Annotated in this window: 14 protein-coding genes and 2 rRNA genes; 15 read left to right on the top strand and 1 reads right to left on the bottom strand. The window is 41.9% G+C overall.

Features of this window, described 5'->3' with window-relative positions; all coding sequences use genetic code 11:
* The first annotated feature begins 148 nt into the window (after window positions 1-148).
* The 7 genes from ABZP26_RS06210 to ihfA all read left to right on the top strand — a co-directional run bounded on the left by ABZP26_RS06210 (window position 149) and on the right by ihfA (window position 9,310).
* Window positions 149-3,035, top strand: a 23S ribosomal RNA gene (locus ABZP26_RS06210).
* Between the two features lie 131 nt (window positions 3,036-3,166).
* Window positions 3,167-3,281, top strand: a 5S ribosomal RNA gene (gene rrf / locus ABZP26_RS06215).
* A gap of 498 nt (window positions 3,282-3,779) precedes the next feature.
* Window positions 3,780-4,835, top strand: coding sequence for a DUF2066 domain-containing protein (locus ABZP26_RS06220; protein ID WP_368485492.1), 1,056 nt, complete (start codon window positions 3,780-3,782; stop codon window positions 4,833-4,835).
* The gene (gene hda, locus ABZP26_RS06225; protein ID WP_024603126.1) at window positions 4,835-5,545 is read left to right on the top strand and encodes a DnaA inactivator Hda; all 711 of its coding nucleotides are present in this window, start codon (window positions 4,835-4,837) and stop codon (window positions 5,543-5,545) included. Before ABZP26_RS06220 ends, hda begins: the two co-directional genes overlap by 1 nt.
* An 82-nt stretch (window positions 5,546-5,627) precedes the next feature.
* Window positions 5,628-6,608 (top strand): phenylalanine--tRNA ligase subunit alpha, encoded by a 981-nt coding sequence (gene pheS / locus ABZP26_RS06230; RefSeq protein ID WP_013464600.1) that lies wholly within the window; start codon window positions 5,628-5,630, stop codon window positions 6,606-6,608.
* A gap of 15 nt (window positions 6,609-6,623) precedes the next feature.
* Window positions 6,624-9,011, top strand: coding sequence for a phenylalanine--tRNA ligase subunit beta (pheT, locus tag ABZP26_RS06235; RefSeq protein WP_368485493.1), 2,388 nt, complete (start codon window positions 6,624-6,626; stop codon window positions 9,009-9,011).
* Window positions 9,012-9,013: 2 nt separating this feature from the next.
* Window positions 9,014-9,310, top strand: a complete 297-nt coding sequence (ihfA, locus tag ABZP26_RS06240) for an integration host factor subunit alpha (protein WP_008114070.1) — start codon at window positions 9,014-9,016, stop codon at window positions 9,308-9,310.
* A gap of 41 nt (window positions 9,311-9,351) precedes the next feature.
* On the opposite strand, the gene ABZP26_RS06245 is transcribed toward ihfA, so the two are convergent.
* Window positions 9,352-10,149, bottom strand: a complete 798-nt coding sequence (locus ABZP26_RS06245) for a DUF2989 domain-containing protein (RefSeq protein ID WP_368485494.1) — start codon at window positions 10,147-10,149, stop codon at window positions 9,352-9,354.
* Between the two features lie 439 nt (window positions 10,150-10,588).
* Between ABZP26_RS06245 and ABZP26_RS06250 the strand changes: the two genes are divergently transcribed.
* The 8 genes from ABZP26_RS06250 to ABZP26_RS06285 all read left to right on the top strand — a co-directional run bounded on the left by ABZP26_RS06250 (window position 10,589) and on the right by ABZP26_RS06285 (window position 20,656).
* Window positions 10,589-12,031: a glyceraldehyde-3-phosphate dehydrogenase gene (locus ABZP26_RS06250; protein WP_368485495.1), complete on the top strand. Its 1,443-nt coding sequence runs from the start codon at window positions 10,589-10,591 to the stop codon at window positions 12,029-12,031.
* A gap of 193 nt (window positions 12,032-12,224) precedes the next feature.
* The gene (locus tag ABZP26_RS06255) at window positions 12,225-13,352 is read left to right on the top strand and encodes a M14-type cytosolic carboxypeptidase (RefSeq protein ID WP_013464604.1); all 1,128 of its coding nucleotides are present in this window, start codon (window positions 12,225-12,227) and stop codon (window positions 13,350-13,352) included.
* 374 nt (window positions 13,353-13,726) lie between these two features.
* Entirely contained in the window at window positions 13,727-15,229 is a 1,503-nt protein-coding gene (locus tag ABZP26_RS06260; RefSeq protein WP_096038315.1) for a sodium:alanine symporter family protein, read from the top strand.
* A gap of 123 nt (window positions 15,230-15,352) precedes the next feature.
* Window positions 15,353-15,679, top strand: a complete 327-nt coding sequence (locus tag ABZP26_RS06265) for a hypothetical protein (RefSeq protein WP_096038316.1) — start codon at window positions 15,353-15,355, stop codon at window positions 15,677-15,679.
* Window position 15,680: 1 nt separating this feature from the next.
* A complete protein-coding gene (locus tag ABZP26_RS06270) occupies window positions 15,681-15,962 on the top strand; it encodes a YeaC family protein (protein WP_013464607.1) in 282 nt (93 codons plus the stop codon).
* Window positions 15,952-18,636 carry a DUF349 domain-containing protein gene (locus tag ABZP26_RS06275; protein WP_368485496.1) on the top strand — a complete coding sequence of 895 codons (2,685 nt, stop codon included), beginning with the start codon at window positions 15,952-15,954 and terminating at the stop codon, window positions 18,634-18,636. Before ABZP26_RS06270 ends, ABZP26_RS06275 begins: the two co-directional genes overlap by 11 nt.
* 99 nt (window positions 18,637-18,735) lie before the next feature.
* Complete coding sequence (locus ABZP26_RS06280) at window positions 18,736-19,290, top strand: DUF1439 domain-containing protein (protein ID WP_036956135.1); 555 nt, start codon at window positions 18,736-18,738, stop codon at window positions 19,288-19,290.
* Window positions 19,291-19,354: 64 nt separating this feature from the next.
* Window positions 19,355-20,656 carry an ABC1 kinase family protein gene (locus tag ABZP26_RS06285; RefSeq protein ID WP_368485497.1) on the top strand — a complete coding sequence of 434 codons (1,302 nt, stop codon included), beginning with the start codon at window positions 19,355-19,357 and terminating at the stop codon, window positions 20,654-20,656.
* Window positions 20,657-20,680: the final 24 nt, after the last annotated feature.

Consider the following 20,680-nt stretch of genomic DNA (forward strand, 5'->3'; position numbering starts at 1 on the left):
GTTTTCAAAAGTAAAAAAGAATGATAGCAGTATCATTCAGTGCCATTTAATGAACGTTTCGTTTGTTGATTGGTATCTACTTTAGTATTCAATATTAACTTCTGGCGAAGTTAAACTGTCACAAAACAAAGACCCGTTTGGGTTGTATGGTTAAGTGACTAAGCGTACACGGTGGATGCCTTGGCAGTTGGAGGCGATGAAGGACGTATTAACTTGCGATAAGCCTAGTCAAGCTAGTAAAAAGCACTTGAGACTAGGATTTCCGAATGGGGAAACCCACCTGCTTGCAGGTATCGTTAACTGAATACATAGGTTAACGAGGCGAACGCGGAGAACTGAAACATCTAAGTACCCGTAGGAAAAGAAATCAACCGAGATTCCGATAGTAGCGGCGAGCGAAATCGGAACAGCCCTTAAGCTTATTATGTGTTAATGGAAGGCTCTGGAAAGTGCCACGATACAGGGTGATAGTCCCGTACATGAAAACGCATTTTAAGTGAAATCGAGTAGGTCGGAGCACGTGAAACTTTGACTGAATATAGGTGGACCATCATCTAAGGCTAAATACTCCCAACTGACCGATAGTGAACCAGTACCGTGAGGGAAAGGCGAAAAGAACCCCTGTGAGGGGAGTGAAATAGAACCTGAAACCGTGTACGTACAAGCAGTAGGAGCCCACTTGTTGGGTGACTGCGTACCTTTTGTATAATGGGTCAGCGACTTATATTTTGTAGCGAGGTTAACCGATTAGGGTAGCCGTAGGGAAACCGAGTCTTAACTGGGCGAATAGTTGCAAGGTATAGACCCGAAACCCGGTGATCTAGCCATGGGCAGGTTGAAGGTTGAGTAACATCAACTGGAGGACCGAACCCACTAACGTTGAAAAGTTAGGGGATGACCTGTGGTTAGGAGTGAAAGGCTAATCAAACCGGGAGATAGCTGGTTCTCCCCGAAATCTATTTAGGTAGAGCCTCGGACGAATACTTACGGGGGTAGAGCACTGTTAAGGCTAGGGGGTCATCCCGACTTACCAACCCTTTGCAAACTCCGAATACCGTAAAGTAATATCCGGGAGACACACGGCGGGTGCTAACGTCCGTCGTGAAGAGGGAAACAACCCAGACCGCCAGCTAAGGTCCCAAAGTCATAGTTAAGTGGGAAACGATGTGGAAAGGCCCAGACAGCCAGGAGGTTGGCTTAGAAGCAGCCATCCTTTAAAGAAAGCGTAATAGCTCACTGGTCGAGTCGGTCTGCGCGGAAGATGTAACGGGGCTAAACTATGCACCGAAGCTGCGGATTCAAAATTTATTTTGAGTGGTAGGGGAGCGTTCTGTAAGCGGTTGAAGGTGTACCGGGAGGTATGCTGGACGTATCAGAAGTGCGAATGCTGACATGAGTAACGATAATGCGGGTGAAAAACCCGCACGCCGGAAGACCAAGGGTTCCTATCCCATGTTAATCAGGGTAGGGTAAGTCGACCCCTAAGGCGAGGCCGAAAGGCGTAGTCGATGGGAAACGGATTAATATTTCCGTACTTGGTATAATTGCGATGGGGGGACGGAGCAGGCTAAGCAAGCATGGCGATGGTAGTCCATGTGAAAGTGTGTAGGCTAGCGACTTAGGTAAATCCGGGTTGCTGTTAGGCTGAGACACGAGACGAGTCACCAAGGTGATGAAGTTGCTGATGCCATACTTCCAGGAAAAGCCTCTAAGCTTCAGATTATACCGAATCGTACCCCAAACCGACACAGGTGGTCAGGTAGAGAATACTAAGGCGCTTGAGAGAACTCGGGTGAAGGAACTAGGCAAAATCGTACCGTAACTTCGGGAGAAGGTACGCTCCGATTGGTGATGAGACTTGCTCTTTAAGCTGATTGGAGCCGCAGTGACCAGGTGGCTGGGACTGTTTATTAAAAACACAGCACTGTGCAAAATCGCAAGATGACGTATACGGTGTGACACCTGCCCGGTGCCGGAAGGTTAATTGATGGGGTTATCTTCGGAGAAGCTCTTGATCGAAGCCCCGGTAAACGGCGGCCGTAACTATAACGGTCCTAAGGTAGCGAAATTCCTTGTCGGGTAAGTTCCGACCTGCACGAATGGTGTAACCATGGCCACGCTGTCTCCACCCGAGACTCAGTGAAATTGAAATCGCAGTGAAGATGCTGTGTACCCGCGGCTAGACGGAAAGACCCCGTGAACCTTTACTACAGCTTGGCACTGAACATTGAACCTACATGTGTAGGATAGGTGGGAGACTTAGAAGCAGAGACGCTAGTTTTTGTGGAGTCGTCCTTGAAATACCACCCTTGTAGTTTTGATGTTCTAACGTTGGCCCCTGAATCGGGGTTACGGACAGTGCCTGGTGGGTAGTTTGACTGGGGCGGTCTCCTCCCAAAGAGTAACGGAGGAGCACGAAGGTTGGCTAAGTACGGTCGGACATCGTACGGTTAGTGTAATGGTAGAAGCCAGCTTAACTGCGAGACAGACACGTCGAGCAGGTACGAAAGTAGGTCATAGTGATCCGGTGGTTCTGAATGGAAGGGCCATCGCTCAACGGATAAAAGGTACTCCGGGGATAACAGGCTGATACCGCCCAAGAGTTCATATCGACGGCGGTGTTTGGCACCTCGATGTCGGCTCATCACATCCTGGGGCTGAAGTCGGTCCCAAGGGTATGGCTGTTCGCCATTTAAAGTGGTACGCGAGCTGGGTTTAGAACGTCGTGAGACAGTTCGGTCCCTATCTGCCGTGGGCGTTTGAGAATTGAGAGGGGTTGCTCCTAGTACGAGAGGACCGGAGTGAACGAACCGCTGGTGTTCGGGTTGTCATGCCAATGGCATTGCCCGGTAGCTACGTTCGGAACTGATAAGCGCTGAAAGCATCTAAGCGCGAAGCAGGCCTCGAGATGAGTTCTCACTAGACTTTTAAAGTCTCTGAAGGGCCGTTGAAGACTACAACGTTGATAGGCAAGATGTGGAAGTGGTGTGAGCCATTAAGCTAACTTGTACTAATTACCCGTGAGGCTTAACCATACAACGCCAAACGCGTTTTATGCGACAGTTTAAGCAAGAAGTTAATAGACTAAAGTAGATACTTGAAGACTTTTATTATCAGAATTCCAAATTTTAGTAAGCTTGATTAAATCGAACTTACACCAAATTTGCTTGGTGACAATAGCGTTTTGGACCCACCTGACCCCATGCCGAACTCAGTAGTGAAACGAAACAGCGCCGATGATAGTGTAGCATTTGCTATGTGAAAGTAGGACATTACCAGGCTCCAAATAAGAGAAAGCCCGATTCGAAAGAGTCGGGCTTTTTTACGTCTGCAGGAAGTGAAAATACAGATGCAAGATAAAAGGTAACAGGTTAAAGGAAGAGAATTGATCAGAGCCTAATGCATACTCCATGCATCGGTTATGCATTCTCTATCGTTATCGGCACCATGACTCCAAACACGAAAAAGCCCGACTAGCAGTCGTTGGGCTTTTTCGTGTTTGGAATAAAGTGAAAATGCAGGTCAAGGTAAAAGGTAATAGGTTAAAGGAAGAGAGTTGATCAGAGACTAATGCCTACTCCATGCATCGGTTATGCATTCTCTATCGTTGTCGGCACCATGATATTCTACTGCCTTATAGCTACGAAGTAGCGCAGCGACTCTTAATACAAGAAAGTTCGACTTAATCAGCAGCTTTAGTCACTGTAAAAATATAATTTTGCTTTGTTAGTGGCTTTGATTTAGGATCAAAACAGTTTAAAACCAATATTGATTTGCCTGTGTATAGATTATTAATTAGCGCCTTATCCATTTTCTTTTGTGTTTCTGTATCTGCAGTTGAAGTAACTGATCTATATCAAGATATTTTGGTTGTAGAAGATAAATCTCGTGATGCGCGTTTAGACGCTAGTCGCAAAGCGCTTCTTAACGTACTAGTAAAAGTGAGTGGTGATAAAAGTGCAGATGAAAATCAGATAGCACAGCAACGCACCAAAGATATATCTGATTATATGCTTAAATTTGAATACGATGAGCGTATTCCTGGAACGCTTAAGTTACTAGTTAAATTTGAAGCGCGAAAGATCAATGCACTAATAAAAGATCTTAATTTGCCGTTGTGGGGAGCTCAACGCCCACTGGTTGCCATCTGGTTAGGCATTGAAGATAACAGGCAGCGAGAGCTGGTTACTCAAGAGAGTTATCCTCAGTTAGAGCAACTGATTTACGACAAAGCAAGCCGCCGCGGTTTACCGGTTGTTGTGCCTTTACTCGATTTACAAGACAGACGGCTTGTTGGTGTCCCTGAAGTTTGGGGAAATTTTTCTGGGCCTGTAGAAGAGGCATCTAAACGCTACAGTGCTGAGCGAAGTATTACTGCTAGAATGTATCAAGCGTTTAACTCTGATAATTGGGTACTAGATTGGCGCTTTACCAATGATGAAATGTTTGAATCTAACCGTATCACTGGCTATAGACAGCAAATTGTTGCGCAAATGATTGATGATTTAGCACAAGATTTAGCTGGTGAATATGCGATTGATCCTAATGCTTATTATGAGCAGCGTACTGCCAATTTAACTTTAAAAGGGACTGAGAGCTTTGTTGATATTGAATTGGCTAAGCGCCGCTTAATGAATCTAAGCGTAGTAACTCAAGCTGTTATTTTACGCAAAACACCCGATTCGGTTGAGTTTGAGCTTCATCATACGGGGACTGTGAGTGACCTTAAAAAAGCCCTTGGCCTGGATAACGCCTTTAAAGACTATGTTGATCCTCGTGCTTTTTATCACATAGTTGATGAGCAAAGCCTAGAGTATCAATGGGTTGTAAATTAATGCTAACTCAAGAGCCAATACAAATGGCATTGCCGGTTACTTTACCGGACGATGAAACATTTGCATCCTACTTTGGCGGTGAAGACTCACTCGAGGTAAATCATCTCAAAGATAGCTTTTCTAAGCTTGCTCACTCTTTTCAGTATACCTATTTGTGTGGCTTAGGAGATTCTGGTAAATCTCACTTACTATATGCTACCTGTATTCAAGCACAAGAGCGTGGCTTATCTAATATGCTGCTTTCCATGCGCGAGGTCATTCATTTTGGACCAATGGTTTTAGATGGGCTTGAAGCATTGGATGTATTGTGTATTGATGATGTGCACTTGGTAGCAGGCAATGATGCATGGGAAAAAGCGTTATTTAACTTTTTTAATCGCTTTAATGAGCCCAATAAAATGCTGGTAGTGACTGCCGATTTACTGCCTAACATGCTTAATATTAGCTTGCCCGACTTAGAATCCCGTTTAAAGTGGGGCACTACGTTTCAAATTCGTTCTATGAGTGACGATGATAAAGCACAGGCGCTGGTTAAGCGTGCAAATATGCGTGGGCTTGAACTGAGCGATGAATGTGCGCGATTTTTATTAACGCGTTTGAGTCGTGATATGCGTGCTTTATTGGATGTATTAGACAAATTAGATCACGCATCCATGGCTGCACAACGAAAATTGACTATTCCTTTTATAAAATCAACGCTAAAGCTGTAGTAGGTCTAGAATCTAGACCCTGCTTTCAGTTATCATTAGCTAACTAAATTGTAATCACCTTCTGTGAAAGATCAGGTATCGAATGAACTTAGAAAACATATTAGCGCAAGCACTTGAGGCGGTAGCCAGTGCCAGTGAAATCGCGCAGCTAGAAGAGATCAGGGTTAACTATCTTGGTAAAAAAGGCGAAATTACCAGCTTACTTAAAACGTTAGGTAAAATTGCCCCTGAAGAACGTAAAGAAGCAGGCCAAGTAATTAACCAAGCTAAGCAAGACGTGCAAGTTGCGATTAATGACAAGCGTGAATTGTTAGCAAGTAAAGCATTAGAAGAAAAACTAGCAGCAGAAACAATCGATGTAACTTTACCTGGGCGTGTTATGCCATCGGGTGGTTTGCACCCAGTAACTCGCACCATTGAGCGTATTGAAAGCTTCTTTGGTGAACTTGGCTTTGCTGTTAAATCAGGCCCTGAAGTTGAAGATGATTTTCATAACTTTGATGCGTTAAATATACCAGAGCATCACCCAGCTCGCGCCGATCACGATACCTTTTACTTTAATCCTAAGCTGGTTTTACGTACTCAAACCAGTGGTGTACAAATTCGTACTATGGAAACTGAGCAACCGCCACTGCGTATTATTTCGCCAGGGCGTGTATACCGTAACGATTACGACCAAACACACACGCCTATGTTCCATCAGGTGGAAGGGTTGATGGTTGATACTGATGTAAGCTTCACTGAGCTTAAAGGTATTTTACATGACTTTTTACGTAACTTTTTTGAAGAAGACATGGAAATTCGTTTTCGTCCTTCATTCTTCCCGTTTACAGAGCCTTCAGCAGAAGTGGACGTGATGGGTAAAGACGGTAAATGGTTAGAAGTATTAGGCTGCGGCATGGTTCATCCTAACGTACTTAAGTCTGTAGGCATCGATCCTGAAAAATACACAGGTTTCGCTTTTGGTATGGGTGTTGAGCGCTTAACCATGTTGCGTTACGGCGTAAACGATTTACGTGCATTTTTCGAAAATGACTTAAAATTCCTAAACCAGTTCCGTTAAGAGTGAAGAGATAAAATGAAATTTAGTGAAAAGTGGTTAAGAGAGTGGGTAAATCCTGCAATTGATACGCAAGCTCTTTCGGAACAGCTTTCAATGGCTGGTTTAGAAGTAGATGGCGTTGAGCCGGCAGCAGCCAAATTTAATGGCGTTGTGGTAGGTGAAGTGGTTGAGTGTGGCCAGCACCCTGATGCAGATAAACTACGTGTAACAAAAATTAATGTTGGTGGTGATGAACTGCTTGATATTGTATGTGGTGCACCAAATTGCCGCCAAGGTATAAAAGTTGCAGTTGCCACTGTTGGCGCAGTGTTACCAGGCGATTTCAAAATTAAAAAAGCCAAACTTCGTGGTCAGCCTTCACACGGCATGTTATGTGCGTTTGATGAGCTAGGTATTAGTGAAGAAGGCGATGGCATTATGGAATTGCCACTTGATGCGCCTATTGGTACAGGTTTACGCGAATATTTAGCGCTTGATGACAACATTATTGACGTAGATTTAACGCCTAACCGTGGCGACTGTCTTGGTATTAAAGGGCTTGCCCGCGAAGTCGGCGTACTTAACAGTATTGATGTAAATACATTAAGCATTCCAGCGGTAACCCCGACAATTGAAGACAAAGTATCTATTGAGTTGGTTAACGATGATGCCTGTCCTCGTTATTTAGGGCGTGTTATTAAGGGCATTAACCTAAACGCTGAGACGCCATTATGGATGGTTGAAAAGCTACGTCGTAGCGGTGTACGTTCAATCGATCCGGTTGTTGATGTGACTAACTTTGTATTATTAGAGCTTGGTCACCCAATGCATGCATTTGATTTAAATGCGATTGAAGGTGGAATTAAAGTACGTAGTGCAAACCCAGGTGAAGAGCTGGTTTTATTAGACGGTAATACGGCTAAATTAAATGAATCGACATTAGTGATTGCCGATCATCATAAAGCACTAGCCATTGCTGGTATTTTTGGCGGTGAGCAATCGGGTGTTACTGAAAAAACAGCTGATATTTTACTAGAAAGCGCATTCTTCAACCCAGTGGCTATTGCAGGACAAGCACGCAGCTATGGTTTGCACACTGATGCATCTCATCGCTATGAGCGTGGCGTAGACTTTGCACTACAACACGATGCCATGGAGCGCGCTACAGCGTTACTTCTGGAGATTGTAGGTGGTAACGCAGGTCCAATCGTTGAAGCTGTTGCTGCTGATAAGTTACCAAAAGTAACTGAAGTACGTTTACGTCGTTCACGTTTAGACCGTGTTATTGGTCATCACATTGACGATGCAAAAGTAACCGATATTCTTACGCGTTTAGGTCTTGATGTTAAATTTGACAATGATAGCTGGAGCGCTGATGTACCAAGCTACCGCTTTGATATTCGTATTGAAGAAGATTTAATTGAAGAAGTAGCACGTGTATACGGTTACAACAGTATTCCTAATGTGGCACCAACTGCAAAACTTAAAATGACCACACATGATGAGTCAACTGTTGCACTGAGCCGTTTTCGTAATGCGCTAGTAACCCGTGGCTATCAAGAAGCCATTACTTACAGTTTTGTTGATCCTAAAGCGCAAGCTATTTTACATCCAGAGTGTAACGCATTGGTATTGCCGCACCCAATTTCAATTGAAATGTCAGCGATGCGTGTAAGCTTAATGCCTGGCTTATTGGCATCTGTTGCGTATAACCAAAACCGCCAGCAGCCACGTATTCGCTTATTTGAACATGGCCTTAAGTTTATCAGCGATGAAAGCGCAGAAAATGGCGTTTACCAAGTGCCGGTTATTGGTGGTGTTATTACCGGGCTTGTGCATGGCGAACATTGGGTTGAAGAAAAACGTAACGTTGATTTTTACGACCTAAAAGGGGATGTTGAAGCATTACTTGCTATTACCAATGATGTTAGCCGCTTTGAAATTAAAGCCGAGCAATCAGATGGCCTTCATCCTGGTCAATCAGCCGTTATTTATGTTGATGGTAAAAAGGTAGGTTTCTTTGGTGCATTACACCCTCAAGCGCAAAAATCGTTAGATATCAATAACGCTACTTTTGTGTTTGAAATTGAAATGTCGGCATTAGAAAAAAGAAATTTACCGCAGGCTGTTGGGGTGTCTAAATTCCCATCAAATCGCCGCGACATCGCTATTTTAGTACAAGACAGCGTTAAAATAGGTGATATTTTAAACGTCATCGGAAAAGTTGGCGGAAATCAATTGGTTGACCTAAACTTATTCGATGTGTATAAGGGCAAAGGTATTGAGCCAAATTATAAGAGTTTGGCGATTGCTCTAACACTGCAAGCGGTTGATAGAACACTCGAAGAGAAAGATATCAATCAGGTAGTTGATAACGTGGTGGCCGCACTGGCCGAACAGTTTAATGCATCGTTGAGGGACTAGATATGGCGCTTACTAAAGCCGACATAGCTGAACACCTATTTGAAAAGCTCGGGATCAATAAAAAAGATGCCAAAGATTTAGTTGAAGCGTTTTTTGAAGAAATCCGCTCAGCGCTTGAAAAAGGCGAGCAGATTAAGCTCTCTGGATTTGGTAACTTTGATCTTCGAGATAAGAAAGAAAGGCCGGGACGTAATCCGAAAACGGGAGAAGATATCCCAATTTCAGCACGTCGCGTGGTTACCTTTAGACCGGGGCAAAAGTTAAAAACCCGTGTTGAAGTAGGCACAAGCAAAAAGTAAATAAAAAGGCAGCGTAAGCTGCCTTTTTTGTATCTGTATTATTATTTCCGGGGGGAAATAAACGTTCCTTGATCTATTTGCTGCAAAGTTTGCTCGGCTAACCTATCCAAACTTTCTAAACTTTTACCTTGCGCTATTAATTGTTGCTCAATTAACAGTATATCAATATGTTCAATACCAGAAAGCTGAGCTATTTTGGCAAAAATATAAGCATGTTTATATTGTTGGTGTTTATAAAACAGGCTGATTAAAGACATATAGATTTCAGGGTTCGGTTCATGCTTCGCTTTATTCAGCGCTAGCGTGTTGTATAAAAAATTAATCGCTTTTTCTTCATCAACCTTAATGTAATAAGACGCTAAGTAAAATTGCATCTCAGCACTTTGTTCAACTTCTGCAGTATGTTCTAAAGCGAGCAAACGTGTTAATGCACTTTCGTCATTGTTTCTTGACCAATGATAATAAAGCAAGCCCGGGTGGCTGGTGTGTTTTGTCTGTTGATAAATCCGTGCCATTTCCCTCATGCTCGTTAAGTGGGCATGTCGGCGAGCCGTGGTTTTGCTTTTTAGTTTTATGTGCTGAATGTTGGCTGCCAAAGCAATACATTGATTGTAATGCTCAAACGCTTTAAGTAATTGATATTTGTGTTCATCGGTTGGTTGTAAAGATTCAAGATGACGAGAAAAAATAGTACGTTCTCGCTGCGCTTTACAGTGACTATCTTGGTTAAGATCACTACATATGGCCGGCGATTCAACGCAAATATCTTCAACGGTTAAAGATTCTTCACAGCCTGTAAGCAACATTGCAAAGGCGAGGGTTATGCGCTTAAAAGCCATCCGAGTCTCTCAAATTATTAGGGTCTGTTGACCTTTCAAGGTTGAATTTGCAGCAGTCTGTTTGGTATTGAGACAAGGCAGAGCCTATGTGGTGTGGTTATTCCCCATAAATAGGCGATAACGTAGCATCAATGCCAAACAGGCGCTGCCCGAAGGGTTCTGCCTAGGTGCGATTTACTCTTTGCTGCTCGGTTTTGACTTAGCCCACTAGGTTACAAACCTCGCGCCGCGATTAAATTGTCCCTAGTTTGAACAAATTTTAATCCGCAAAGGTCAACAGACCCTCATATAGTATTATTCTAGCCTAAACTTTAGTCTCTAACAGTAGAGAATAAAATGAGATTAAATTAGAATAGGCCTGCCCGAAGGAATGCGTTGCTCTCAAAATTCGATGCATTCTTAGGCTATCCGTTCAAAATTGTTTAATTAGGTAAAAAAAATGACCTCATCTCACGAGTTAGAATACACAAGTAGCTGGCAAGAACGTCAAGATTACGCAGAAAGCATGCAGCCTATTATTGGTAAATTGTACCGTAATCGTGGTATCGAAATCGCTGTTTACGGCCGTCCATTAGTAAATTCAAGCACTATTGATATTATCAAGTCTCACAAATCAGTAGCTCAATTTGAAGGGACTAAACTGCGCCTACGTGAAAGCTTCCCATTCTTAGAAGCTATCAGCAAAATGGAATTAAATTCTGCCCGTATCGATATTGGTAAATTAGCATACAGCTATTTATACACAGATGCAGCGAATGGTCGTTCAGTAGAAGAGTTTGTTAAAGATGAACTTGCTGAAATTGTTGACTCTAAACCAAAAGCACCACGTGACGTTGTACTTTACGGTTTTGGTCGTATCGGTCGCTTATTAGCGCGTTTATTAATTGAAAAATCAGGCCCGTATGCCGATTTAAACCTTCGCGCTATTGTTGTGCGTGGCGGTAAAGATGGCGATTTAGAGAAACGTGCAAGCTTATTACGTCGTGACTCTATCCATGGTCCATTTAATGGTTCTATCACTATCGATAAAGAGCGTAATGCAATTAAAGCGAACGGTAGCTACATTCAAGTTATCTACGCTAACTCGCCAAGTGAAGTTGATTACAGCGCCTACGGCATCGAAAACGCATTAGTCGTTGATAACACAGGTATCTGGAAAGATGAAGCCGGCCTTGGTCAGCATTTAGAATCTAAAGGGGCTGCAAAAGTATTATTAACAGCGCCTGCTAAAGGTAATATTAAAAATATCGTTTACGGTGTAAACAACCAAGATATTTTACCGGAAGACAAAATTGTCTGTGCAGCAAGCTGTACAACCAATGCGATTACGCCAACACTTAAAGCATTAAACGATCAGTTTGGTATTAAGAATGGCCATGTTGAAACGGTTCACTCGTACACTAATGACCAAAACTTAATTGATAACTACCACAAAGCGGAACGTCGTGGTCGTGCTGCGGCGCTAAACATGGTTATCACTGAAACAGGTGCTGCGAAAGCGGTTTCTAAAGCATTACCAGAGCTTGAAGGTAAACTAACAGGTAACGCAATCCGTGTACCTACACCAAACGTATCGTTAGCTATCTTAAACTTGAACCTTGAAAAGAGTACAACGGTTGAAGAGCTTAATGCGTTTTTACGTGAAACAGCACTTCACTCAGACCTACGTGATCAAATTGATTACACAGCATCAACTGAAATCGTCTCTACCGATTTAGTGGGTAGCCGTTACGCAGGTGTTGTTGATTCTCAAGCAACGATTGTTGATGAAAACCGTGTTGTTCTTTACGTATGGTACGACAATGAGTTTGGTTATAGCTGTCAGGTAGTTCGCTGTATGCGCGACATGGCAGAAGTCTCATTCCCAAGTTTACCTCGATAAACACATGAGCTATTAAGAAAAGCCAGCACTTGCTGGCTTTTTTAGGCCTGAAGATTTTTAAAGTGAAGCGGTTATGGTACGCTTTATTAAATTGGGTACGCGTTTATACACTTTTAAAGTGCAGTGACACGTATTTACCTCTTGGCTAAGTGCCTTAGTCAAAGACACACAGTTAACTAATAGGTTTGTTGTAATGAAAATCAGTAGCAATTTCGACAGTGGTAATATTAAAGTTATTGAAGCCACCGATCCGTTAAATATTCAGCTAGAAATTAATAAAGATCACCAGTCTGAGTTTTATCAGTGGTTTCACTTTCGTCTTGAGACAACGCCTTATCAACTTCATCAGTTAAATATTAATAATCTTGATAAGTCTGCATACCCTGATGGTTGGGTAGACTACCAAGCTGTCGCTTCATACGACCGTCAAACATGGTTCCGTGTACCGTCTTCGTATGAAAATGGCACATTAACATTTGAGCTTGAGCCTGAGTGCAGCAGCGTTTACTTCGCCTACTTTGCACCTTACAGCTACGATCGTCATTTAGACTTATTAGCATGGGCGCAAAGCCAAGAAATTTGCCAACTAGAAACACTAGGCCAAACACTTGATGGGCGTGACATGAGCGTGCTTAAAATTGGTCAGCCAAGCGCCGATAAAAAAGTAATTTGGATCACTGCCCGTCAACACCCAGGTGAAACAATGGCAGAGTGGTTTGTAGAAGGCTTAGTACACAAGCTACTTGATGATGAAGACCCTCATGCAGCAGCGTTACTATCAAAAGCGGTATTTTATATCGTGCCAAACATGAATCCAGATGGCAGTGCACGCGGTCACCTACGCACTAACGCTAAAGGGGTTAACTTAAACCGTGAATGGCAAACACCCAGCATGGAAAACAGCCCAGAAGTTTACTTAGTGCTTAATAAAATGCGCGAAGCCGGCTTAGACATGCACCTAGACATTCATGGTGATGAAGCCATTCCATATAATTTTGTTGCCGGTAGCGAAGGCATACCAAGCTATGATGCACGCCTAAAAGGCTTAGAGGATAGCTTTAAGGCCGCGCTTTTAACTATTACTCCAGAGTTTCAAGATACGCATGGCTACGATAAAGACGAACCAGGTCAAGCTAACCTAACAGTAGGTTCATCAGCGACAGCAGAAGAATTTAAAGCACTTACTTACACAGTAGAAATGCCATTTAAAGATAATAATGACTTACCCGATCCAGATTATGGTTGGTCAGATCGTCGTTCTTATCAATTTGGACAAGATACTTTAGCAGCCATTGTTAATGTTGTAGACAACTTAAGATAAAACGTTTGTTTCAAAGGGTATCAATAATATTGATACCCTTTTTACTTTTAGCTAAACCAACCGTACCAAAAAATAAGAATCATTTACCCACCACAGCACTAAAACGTTTCAATACACCTTCTCGACAGATTTAATACCATATAGTCTAAATCAATTTGCACTTAGTTAAACCTTGTCTTAGCAGGCTCAATATAAATAAACAATAAGTTGTTTTGAAAATTAACTGTTAACAATATTGGGTACTTAAGTTAATATCGATTGAGCAATAAGAAAGACGGAAAAGATTAATCCCTTATTTCGTAAAGCTTATAACAGGTATTCTGAGTAGCAGAGTATGGTAATTAATAATAATAAATATAACTGTGAGGATGTTCATGGAAGCTTTTGTAAGCGCCGTTAATGATGTTGTTTGGAGTGATGCACTCATCTATTTATGCCTAGGCGCAGGCTTATTTTACTCCGTACTAACTCGATTTGCTCAAGTTAGACATTTTAAAGAAATGTGTAAGCTATTATTTAGCCCTAACACCTCAGAAAAAGGGATTTCATCTTTTCAAGCTCTTGCTGTCTCATTATCTGGGCGAGTAGGGGTTGGTAATATTGCCGGGGTTGCAGCCGCAATTGGTTTTGGTGGCCCTGGCGCTATTTTCTGGATGTGGGTTGTTGCTTTTTTAGGTGCAAGTACTGCATACGCGGAGTCAACATTAGGTCAAATTTATAAATTAGAAGAAGACGGCCAATACCGCGGTGGTCCAGCGTATTATTTTGACCGTTGCTTAGGGCAAAAATGGCTGGCTGTATTATTTGCTGTGTCGGCAATTATAGCCTGTGGGGTTTTCCTACCGGGCGTGCAAGCAAATGCTGTGGGCAACGCATTCACTCAAGTATTTGGTGATGGCACTATGGTGTCTACAAGTTTTGGTGAAGTAGGCAGTTTTAAACTGGTTGCGTTGGCCATTATTCTTATTGTTTTAGCGTTTATTATTTTTGGTGGTATAAAGCGCATTGCTAATTTTACGCAAATTGTAGTGCCATTTATGGCGCTTGGTTACATCGTATTGGCCTTAATTATCGTATTTTTAAATATAGACAAAGTCCCGGGTATTTTCTCGCTCATTATTGGTGATGCATTTACAGCCCAAGCAGGTTTTGGTGCTGCAATTGGCTGGGGTGTTAAGCGTGGAATATACTCTAATGAAGCCGGCCAAGGTACAGGTCCTCATGCTGCGGCTGCGGCAGAAGTTGATCACCCTGCACAGCAAGGTTTAGTGCAAGCTTTTTCTGTTTATGTTGATACACTTTTTGTATGTACAGCAACGGCATTAATGATTTTAATGACGCAGCAATACAATGTAGTCGGTACTTTGCCAGAAGGGCAATTCATTATACAAAATGTGGATGCGGCAACTGAAGTGGGATCAGCAGCATTCACCCAAATGGCGTTGTTTAGTGTATTTGGTAGCTTTGGAGAAGCGTTTGTAGGTATCGCTTTATTCTTCTTTGCTTTTACCACCATACTGGCTTATTACTTCATTGCTGAGACAAATATCGCGTACTTAAATCGCTACTTTAAAGGAAGTATTCCGCTTGTAGTGGTAAAACTTATGATTATGTTTATGGTAGCCTACGGCATGGTTAACAGTTCCGGTTATATTTGGACTATTGGCGACATAGGCGTTGGCTTAATGGCGTGGATCAACATATTGGGTATATTAGCCATTTTCTTTGTCGCTAAACCGGCCTTAACATGTTTGAGTGATTATGAAGACCAGAAGAAAAAAGGTGGCCAAATCACATTTGATCCCGTTAAGTTAGGGATTAAAAACGCCACCTTCTGGGAAAAACGTCTTGAAAAGCAATCTAAAGACGCTGAATAAACAGATCCCAATAACCTAATATCATCTATTGGGTTAAATTCAAAAAAGACAAAGAGCAATAAAACAAGTACAATGAAAAGCGCCGAAAGGCGCTTTTTTTATGCGTAGTATGGAGAGAGATGTATGGCGATTACTCGTTGCCCCAAATGTGCAAAATCAATTTCAGATAAACATTCGCAGTGTCCACATTGCCAAAGTAACGTTGCTGAATTAAATGCCGAGCAAGTTCAACAACTTCAACGTGAGCAGCGAATTAAAAAGCAGCAAATGTTTATGAACCACTCCTTTTTAGCGCTGATCTTATTTTTAGGTGGCTTCTTTTGTTTGTACTTCCTACAACCTCAAGAAAAAACACTTCAGTGGTATGCGTATACCTCGGCCATTGGCATTGGCTGTATTTGGTACCTTATTAACCGTATTATTTTAGTGACTCTGAAAAAGAAAAAATGACATGAATATTGACAACCTAGTACAGAATATTACTCCAGAATTATTTGAGCGCTTACAGTATGGTGCGGCAACGGGAAAGTGGCCAGATGGCACGCCTTTATCAGATGAGCAAAAGCAACAAACAGTGCAACTAGTGATGTTGTACCAAGCAAAAGTAGCACAATCAAACGAGCAGTTTACCATTGGTGCAAATGGAGAAATGATCCAAAAAACCAAAGCGCAACTACAAAAAGAATTCAAATCAGATAACGAAATAGCTAGGTTCAGTGAAAATGATCTTTAAACACCTTTTTACACCAAAATGGAAACACCCAAAGCAACAAGTTCGTTTAGATGCGATTGAAAAACTTGATGTGGCACGTGACGTAACAATTTTAAGCACCTTAGCCCTTGAAGACTCATCGGCTGAAATTCGTCGTAAAGCACTGCAAAAAGTAAACGACTTACCACTGTGGTGGAAAGCTTACAAACAAGATCAGGCATTGAAAGATGTTGCTGAACAACAAATCTCATCGGCTGTATTAAACAGTGAAAGTAGCTTGTCGGCGCAGATTAAAAATGAGTACATTGAACGCTTTGCACCGGTTAAAACCCTTGAAAAACTAGCATTTGCTGAAAAAGAACTGCAAGTGAGAGTTAAGCTATTAAAACGCCTAGCTAACCCTAAACTGATTGAAAAAGCCTTTAAAGAAGCAAACGAAGAGCTGCAAAAACAGTTAGTTGATTTAGTCATTACTCAGCAGTTAACTAAAGCACTGTTAAAGCATGCTCAAGGTGAAGCCAAAGTTGCGCTAGAAAGTCATCTTGAAAACGAGCGTTTAGCGCTTGAAATGCCATCGCAAGTTGAAAACGCAACCCGTGTTATTTTAGCCAAGCTTAATGCATTGCGTGATAAAAATGACTACGCCATTGTTGACCCACAAGCTGCAGAACTCATGGCGCAGTGGCAAGCTCTTGAATTAAAATGGCTAAGTGAAGAACATGTAAAAACCCTTGATGCTAAATATATATCAATTACCGATAAGCTTGATGCTCACATTGCCACATTAAAAGCGCAACATGAAATAGAGCAGCAACGTTTAGCGCAGCAACAGCGCCAAGTGTTAGCGTTAGCTACGTTAGAAGCATTAAGTGAAGAAATTGAAAATGCATTGCAACTTGGATTAGAAACCCCAGAGCAAATTCAGCAAGATTGGCTTAATGCAAAAGTAGCACAAGCAAAAGACACACTAGATAAAACGCAATTGATGGCTGATCAGCAATCAAAACAAGTGATTAATAAGCTTGAGCAACTATTTTTACAAGTAGCCAAGTTACCTGAGCTAACTACGGCGATCAAAGAATATAAAATTGCCTACAGTACGCTTATTGAAATAAAACCTGCAGAGCAACTTAGCGATTACGATCAACAGTTAACAGCGTTCAATGACACATTTAAAACTGCACGTAGTCACCTAAATGTACTTAGCACTGATTTACAAGCGTCATTCAAAACTCAGCTTAACAGCCATAAAAAGCAATTTTTAGCCGCAATGAGCGAACTCACTAAGCCGCTTGAAAAAACCCAGAGCCAAGCTAAACGCAAGGCACGTGATGTAAAACGTTTAATTGAAGAAGGGCGCTTTAACGTTGCATTTGGTGTATTTAAAGGCTTCGAAGAGCTATTTAACGAATTGACCGAAAAATATCAACAACCGTTGGTTAATTTAAAAGCAGACCTAGAAGCGCAATTAGCCGATGCTAAAGATTGGCAAAAATATGCGGCCGCACCAAAACGTGCAGCACTTTTAGAAGAAGTAACAGCGTTAGTTGATGAGCCGTGTAACGATCCACAACAGCGCGCTGATCAAGTTAAAGTACTTCGCAAGCGTTGGAACGAGCTAGGACGCCTTGATACAGAGCAAGAGAAACAACAGGGCAACGAGTTTGATGAAAAAATTGAGCTTTTATTTGCCCCTTGTCGCAGCTACTTCGCTGAGCAAGAAGTGCAACGTGAAGCAGCAAAAGCAGAGCGCGAGCAATTGATTGCTGATATGCATGCACTGCATTTACAAGCAACTGATACGGCTGATTTAGATTGGAAACAACTAGAAAGCAACTATAACCGTTTGCAAAAAGCATGGCGAAGTGTGGGTAAAGTTGATCCGAAAACATACCGCGTGTTGAACGAGCGTTATAAGGCAGAGCAGCAACAGGTTGTAGCGTCACTTAACGCGTTTCATAAAGGCAATGCCGCACTTAAAAATGAGCTCGTTGAGCAAGCACAGCAATTATCACAAAGCGATAATTTAGCAGACGCTTGCCAACAGCTAAAGCAGTTACAGCAACAGTGGCAAACCATAGGGTTTGCAGGCTTAAAAGCTGAAAACGCATTGTGGCAAAAATTCCGTCAGTTTAATGATGCAACTTTCACTAAACGAAGCGAAGAATTTGAACAGCAAAAGCGCGAACAAAGCGAGTCAGATAAGCTGGCAACAACTGAGCTGAATGAGCTTGAAGCAGCATTAAATAGTGTAGAAGGTAAAGCCCAATTACTTGACTTGCAAACCAAAGTTAAAGGGTATACACAGTTTAAATCGTTAACCCCTAAAGTGTCTGCTTTGTTATCAGCCATAGATGAAAAACTGACAGGCTTAGCGGCTAAAAATGAGCAAGCTAATTTAGATGCTTTATTTGTTGCACTTGAGAACAACGAGCCAATCCCGAGTCAATTTAATGGTGCAGTTAAAACAGCATTGAGCTGTGAGCAGCTGTTAACGCGTATGGAAATACTTGCGAGCGTAAGTTCGCAAAACTCATCGCAAAGAATGGTAGAGCAAGTAGCCATGCTTGATGATAAGCACCGTGGCGAACACGCTGATTTAAATTATTATTTAAAGCAGTTATTAGCACTCAGCGAGGGTTCAGTCACAGCTGACACACTAGCAAGGTTAAAAGTTATTTTTGCTATAAATTAAGCGCAATCACTTTTATCAACTAAAATGAAAAAGCCGCTATTAAAGCGGCTTTTTATTATGGTTACTTACTGCCTATACGATTAACCAATAGGGTTTTGCATGAAAATTTTTGTTTTTATTTCACTACTATTTTTAACTGCCTGTAACAGTACGCAGGGTATTTCGGTTTATTCATTTACAAATTCAGAGGTTGAGTCGTTACTAAATAAACAGTTACCTAAATTAAGTGAAAAAGTTAGCCTGATGGGCTTACCTGTGCAGTTTGATGTGAATGATTTAAGCGTTAATATTGGCCCAGATAATAGTGATTATGTTTTATTAGGTGCAGATTCTAGCGCCGAGATTAATGCTTTTGCATTAAAGTACCCAGTGCGCTTAAAGCTGCAAATACAGGGCACTCCTTTTTATGACAGCGAGAAAAAAGCGGTATTTTTACGTAATGTTAAGTTACTCGACTCAAGCATTGATGCCGGTGGCTTTAAAGGTAATTTAGAAGTGCTGGATAACGAGGCCATGGATGTAATGAATGCTTTTTTAGCCGTTAACCCCGTTTATAAGTTAAATATGAACGATCCTAAAATGGCATTATTAAGTAATTTACCTTTAGATTTAAAAGTAGTAGAAGGCGCTATTAAGCTAGTCCCTCGGTTATAATTTAGATCCAATAGGCGTAATAAAACGTATTAGTTGACCTTATTATTAATAGATTAGGTTAATTATGGCTAATGAGCGATCCGTTCCCACATCTCGACTTTCACGTTTTGCAAAGTTAGGCTCATTAGCCACTGGCGTCGCCACGAATATGTTAGTGGGCGGGGCTAAAAGTGCGCTTTCTGGTAAAGGCTGGGATAATAAAAGCTTATTGCTTCAGCCTAAAAATATTGAAAACCTAGCCACTCAACTCTCACACCTGCGCGGTGCGGCAATGAAGCTTGGGCAGCTGCTTTCAATGGATGCTGGCGACCTACTAACCCCCGAACTTGCTCAATTGCTGTCTTTATTGCGCTCAGATGCCAACCCGATGCCACACAAACAACTGGTTAGTGTTTTAAAAGAGCAGTGGGGAGAGGATTGGTTATCGCGTTTTTCTCATATTGAGCTCAGGCCGTTTGCGGCGGCGTCCATTGGCCAGGTTCATTTAGCTTATAAAGAAAATGGCGCGCAACTGGCAGTTAAAATTCAATACCCTGGAATCGCAAAAAGTGTAGTGAGTGACGTAGATAACGTGATCACTTTACTTACCTTATCGCGGTTATTACCTAAAGAGCTGGATATTAAACCCTTAGTGGCAGAAGCCAAGGCACAGCTATTAGCCGAGGCCGACTACACTCGAGAAGCTGAGTATTTAGCACGTTACAAAAACCTGTTAGCAGATAACGCGCATTTCAAAGTCCCTAGCGTGTATCCTCAGCACAGTACTGCGCAAGTGCTAACCATGGAGTATGTAGATGCCAAGCCTATAGAGGGCATTACATATTTACCACAATCAGAGCGAAGTCGGGTTGCTGAGCAACTGATTGATTTATTTTTTAAAGAAATGTTTGTCTTTAATTTAATCCAAACCGACCCTAACTTTGCAAATTTTCATTACCAACCTGAATCACAAAAAATAGTATTATTTGATTTTGGTGCCACACGAGAAATTACCCCAGCACTAAGTAATGCCTATCTAGCTTTATTTAAAGCTGGTAGTAATAACGATCGTGAGGGGGTGCTCAATGCCGCCACCGATATTGGCTATTTTAAAGATTCCCTCAAAGACAATTACAAAGAAAAAGTGATTGATTTATTTTTAATGGCCTGCGAGCCACTGCGCTATAACGGCGAGTTTGATTTTAAAAATAGCGCGCTTGCTAGCAATATTAAAGATGCAGGCTTGCAGTTAAGCGCACAGTCGCAGCAATGGCATACGCCTCCTGTTGATGCGTTGTTTATTCACCGTAAGCTAGCGGGCTTGTATTTAATCGCAGCACGGCTAGAAGCAAAAATAGATATTAAGGCATTATTTAGCTATTACTAGGTGCTAAAGCAAGAGAGAATTGGC

Source organism: Pseudoalteromonas sp. SD03 (genome assembly GCF_040937955.1).
Lineage (GTDB): Bacteria > Pseudomonadota > Gammaproteobacteria > Enterobacterales > Alteromonadaceae > Pseudoalteromonas > Pseudoalteromonas tetraodonis.

Coding starts and splice junctions, on each gene's coding strand:
- hda (WP_024603126.1), top strand. CDS start 4,835: ATGCTAACTCAAGAGCCAATACAAATGGCATTGCCGGTTACTTTACCG.
- pheS (WP_013464600.1), top strand. CDS start 5,628: ATGAACTTAGAAAACATATTAGCGCAAGCACTTGAGGCGGTAGCCAGT.
- pheT (WP_368485493.1), top strand. CDS start 6,624: ATGAAATTTAGTGAAAAGTGGTTAAGAGAGTGGGTAAATCCTGCAATT.
- ihfA (WP_008114070.1), top strand. CDS start 9,014: ATGGCGCTTACTAAAGCCGACATAGCTGAACACCTATTTGAAAAGCTC.
- ABZP26_RS06245 (WP_368485494.1), bottom strand. CDS start 10,149: ATGGCTTTTAAGCGCATAACCCTCGCCTTTGCAATGTTGCTTACAGGC.
- ABZP26_RS06250 (WP_368485495.1), top strand. CDS start 10,589: ATGACCTCATCTCACGAGTTAGAATACACAAGTAGCTGGCAAGAACGT.
- ABZP26_RS06255 (WP_013464604.1), top strand. CDS start 12,225: ATGAAAATCAGTAGCAATTTCGACAGTGGTAATATTAAAGTTATTGAA.
- ABZP26_RS06260 (WP_096038315.1), top strand. CDS start 13,727: ATGGAAGCTTTTGTAAGCGCCGTTAATGATGTTGTTTGGAGTGATGCA.
- ABZP26_RS06265 (WP_096038316.1), top strand. CDS start 15,353: ATGGCGATTACTCGTTGCCCCAAATGTGCAAAATCAATTTCAGATAAA.
- ABZP26_RS06270 (WP_013464607.1), top strand. CDS start 15,681: ATGAATATTGACAACCTAGTACAGAATATTACTCCAGAATTATTTGAG.
- ABZP26_RS06275 (WP_368485496.1), top strand. CDS start 15,952: ATGATCTTTAAACACCTTTTTACACCAAAATGGAAACACCCAAAGCAA.
- ABZP26_RS06280 (WP_036956135.1), top strand. CDS start 18,736: ATGAAAATTTTTGTTTTTATTTCACTACTATTTTTAACTGCCTGTAAC.
- ABZP26_RS06285 (WP_368485497.1), top strand. CDS start 19,355: ATGGCTAATGAGCGATCCGTTCCCACATCTCGACTTTCACGTTTTGCA.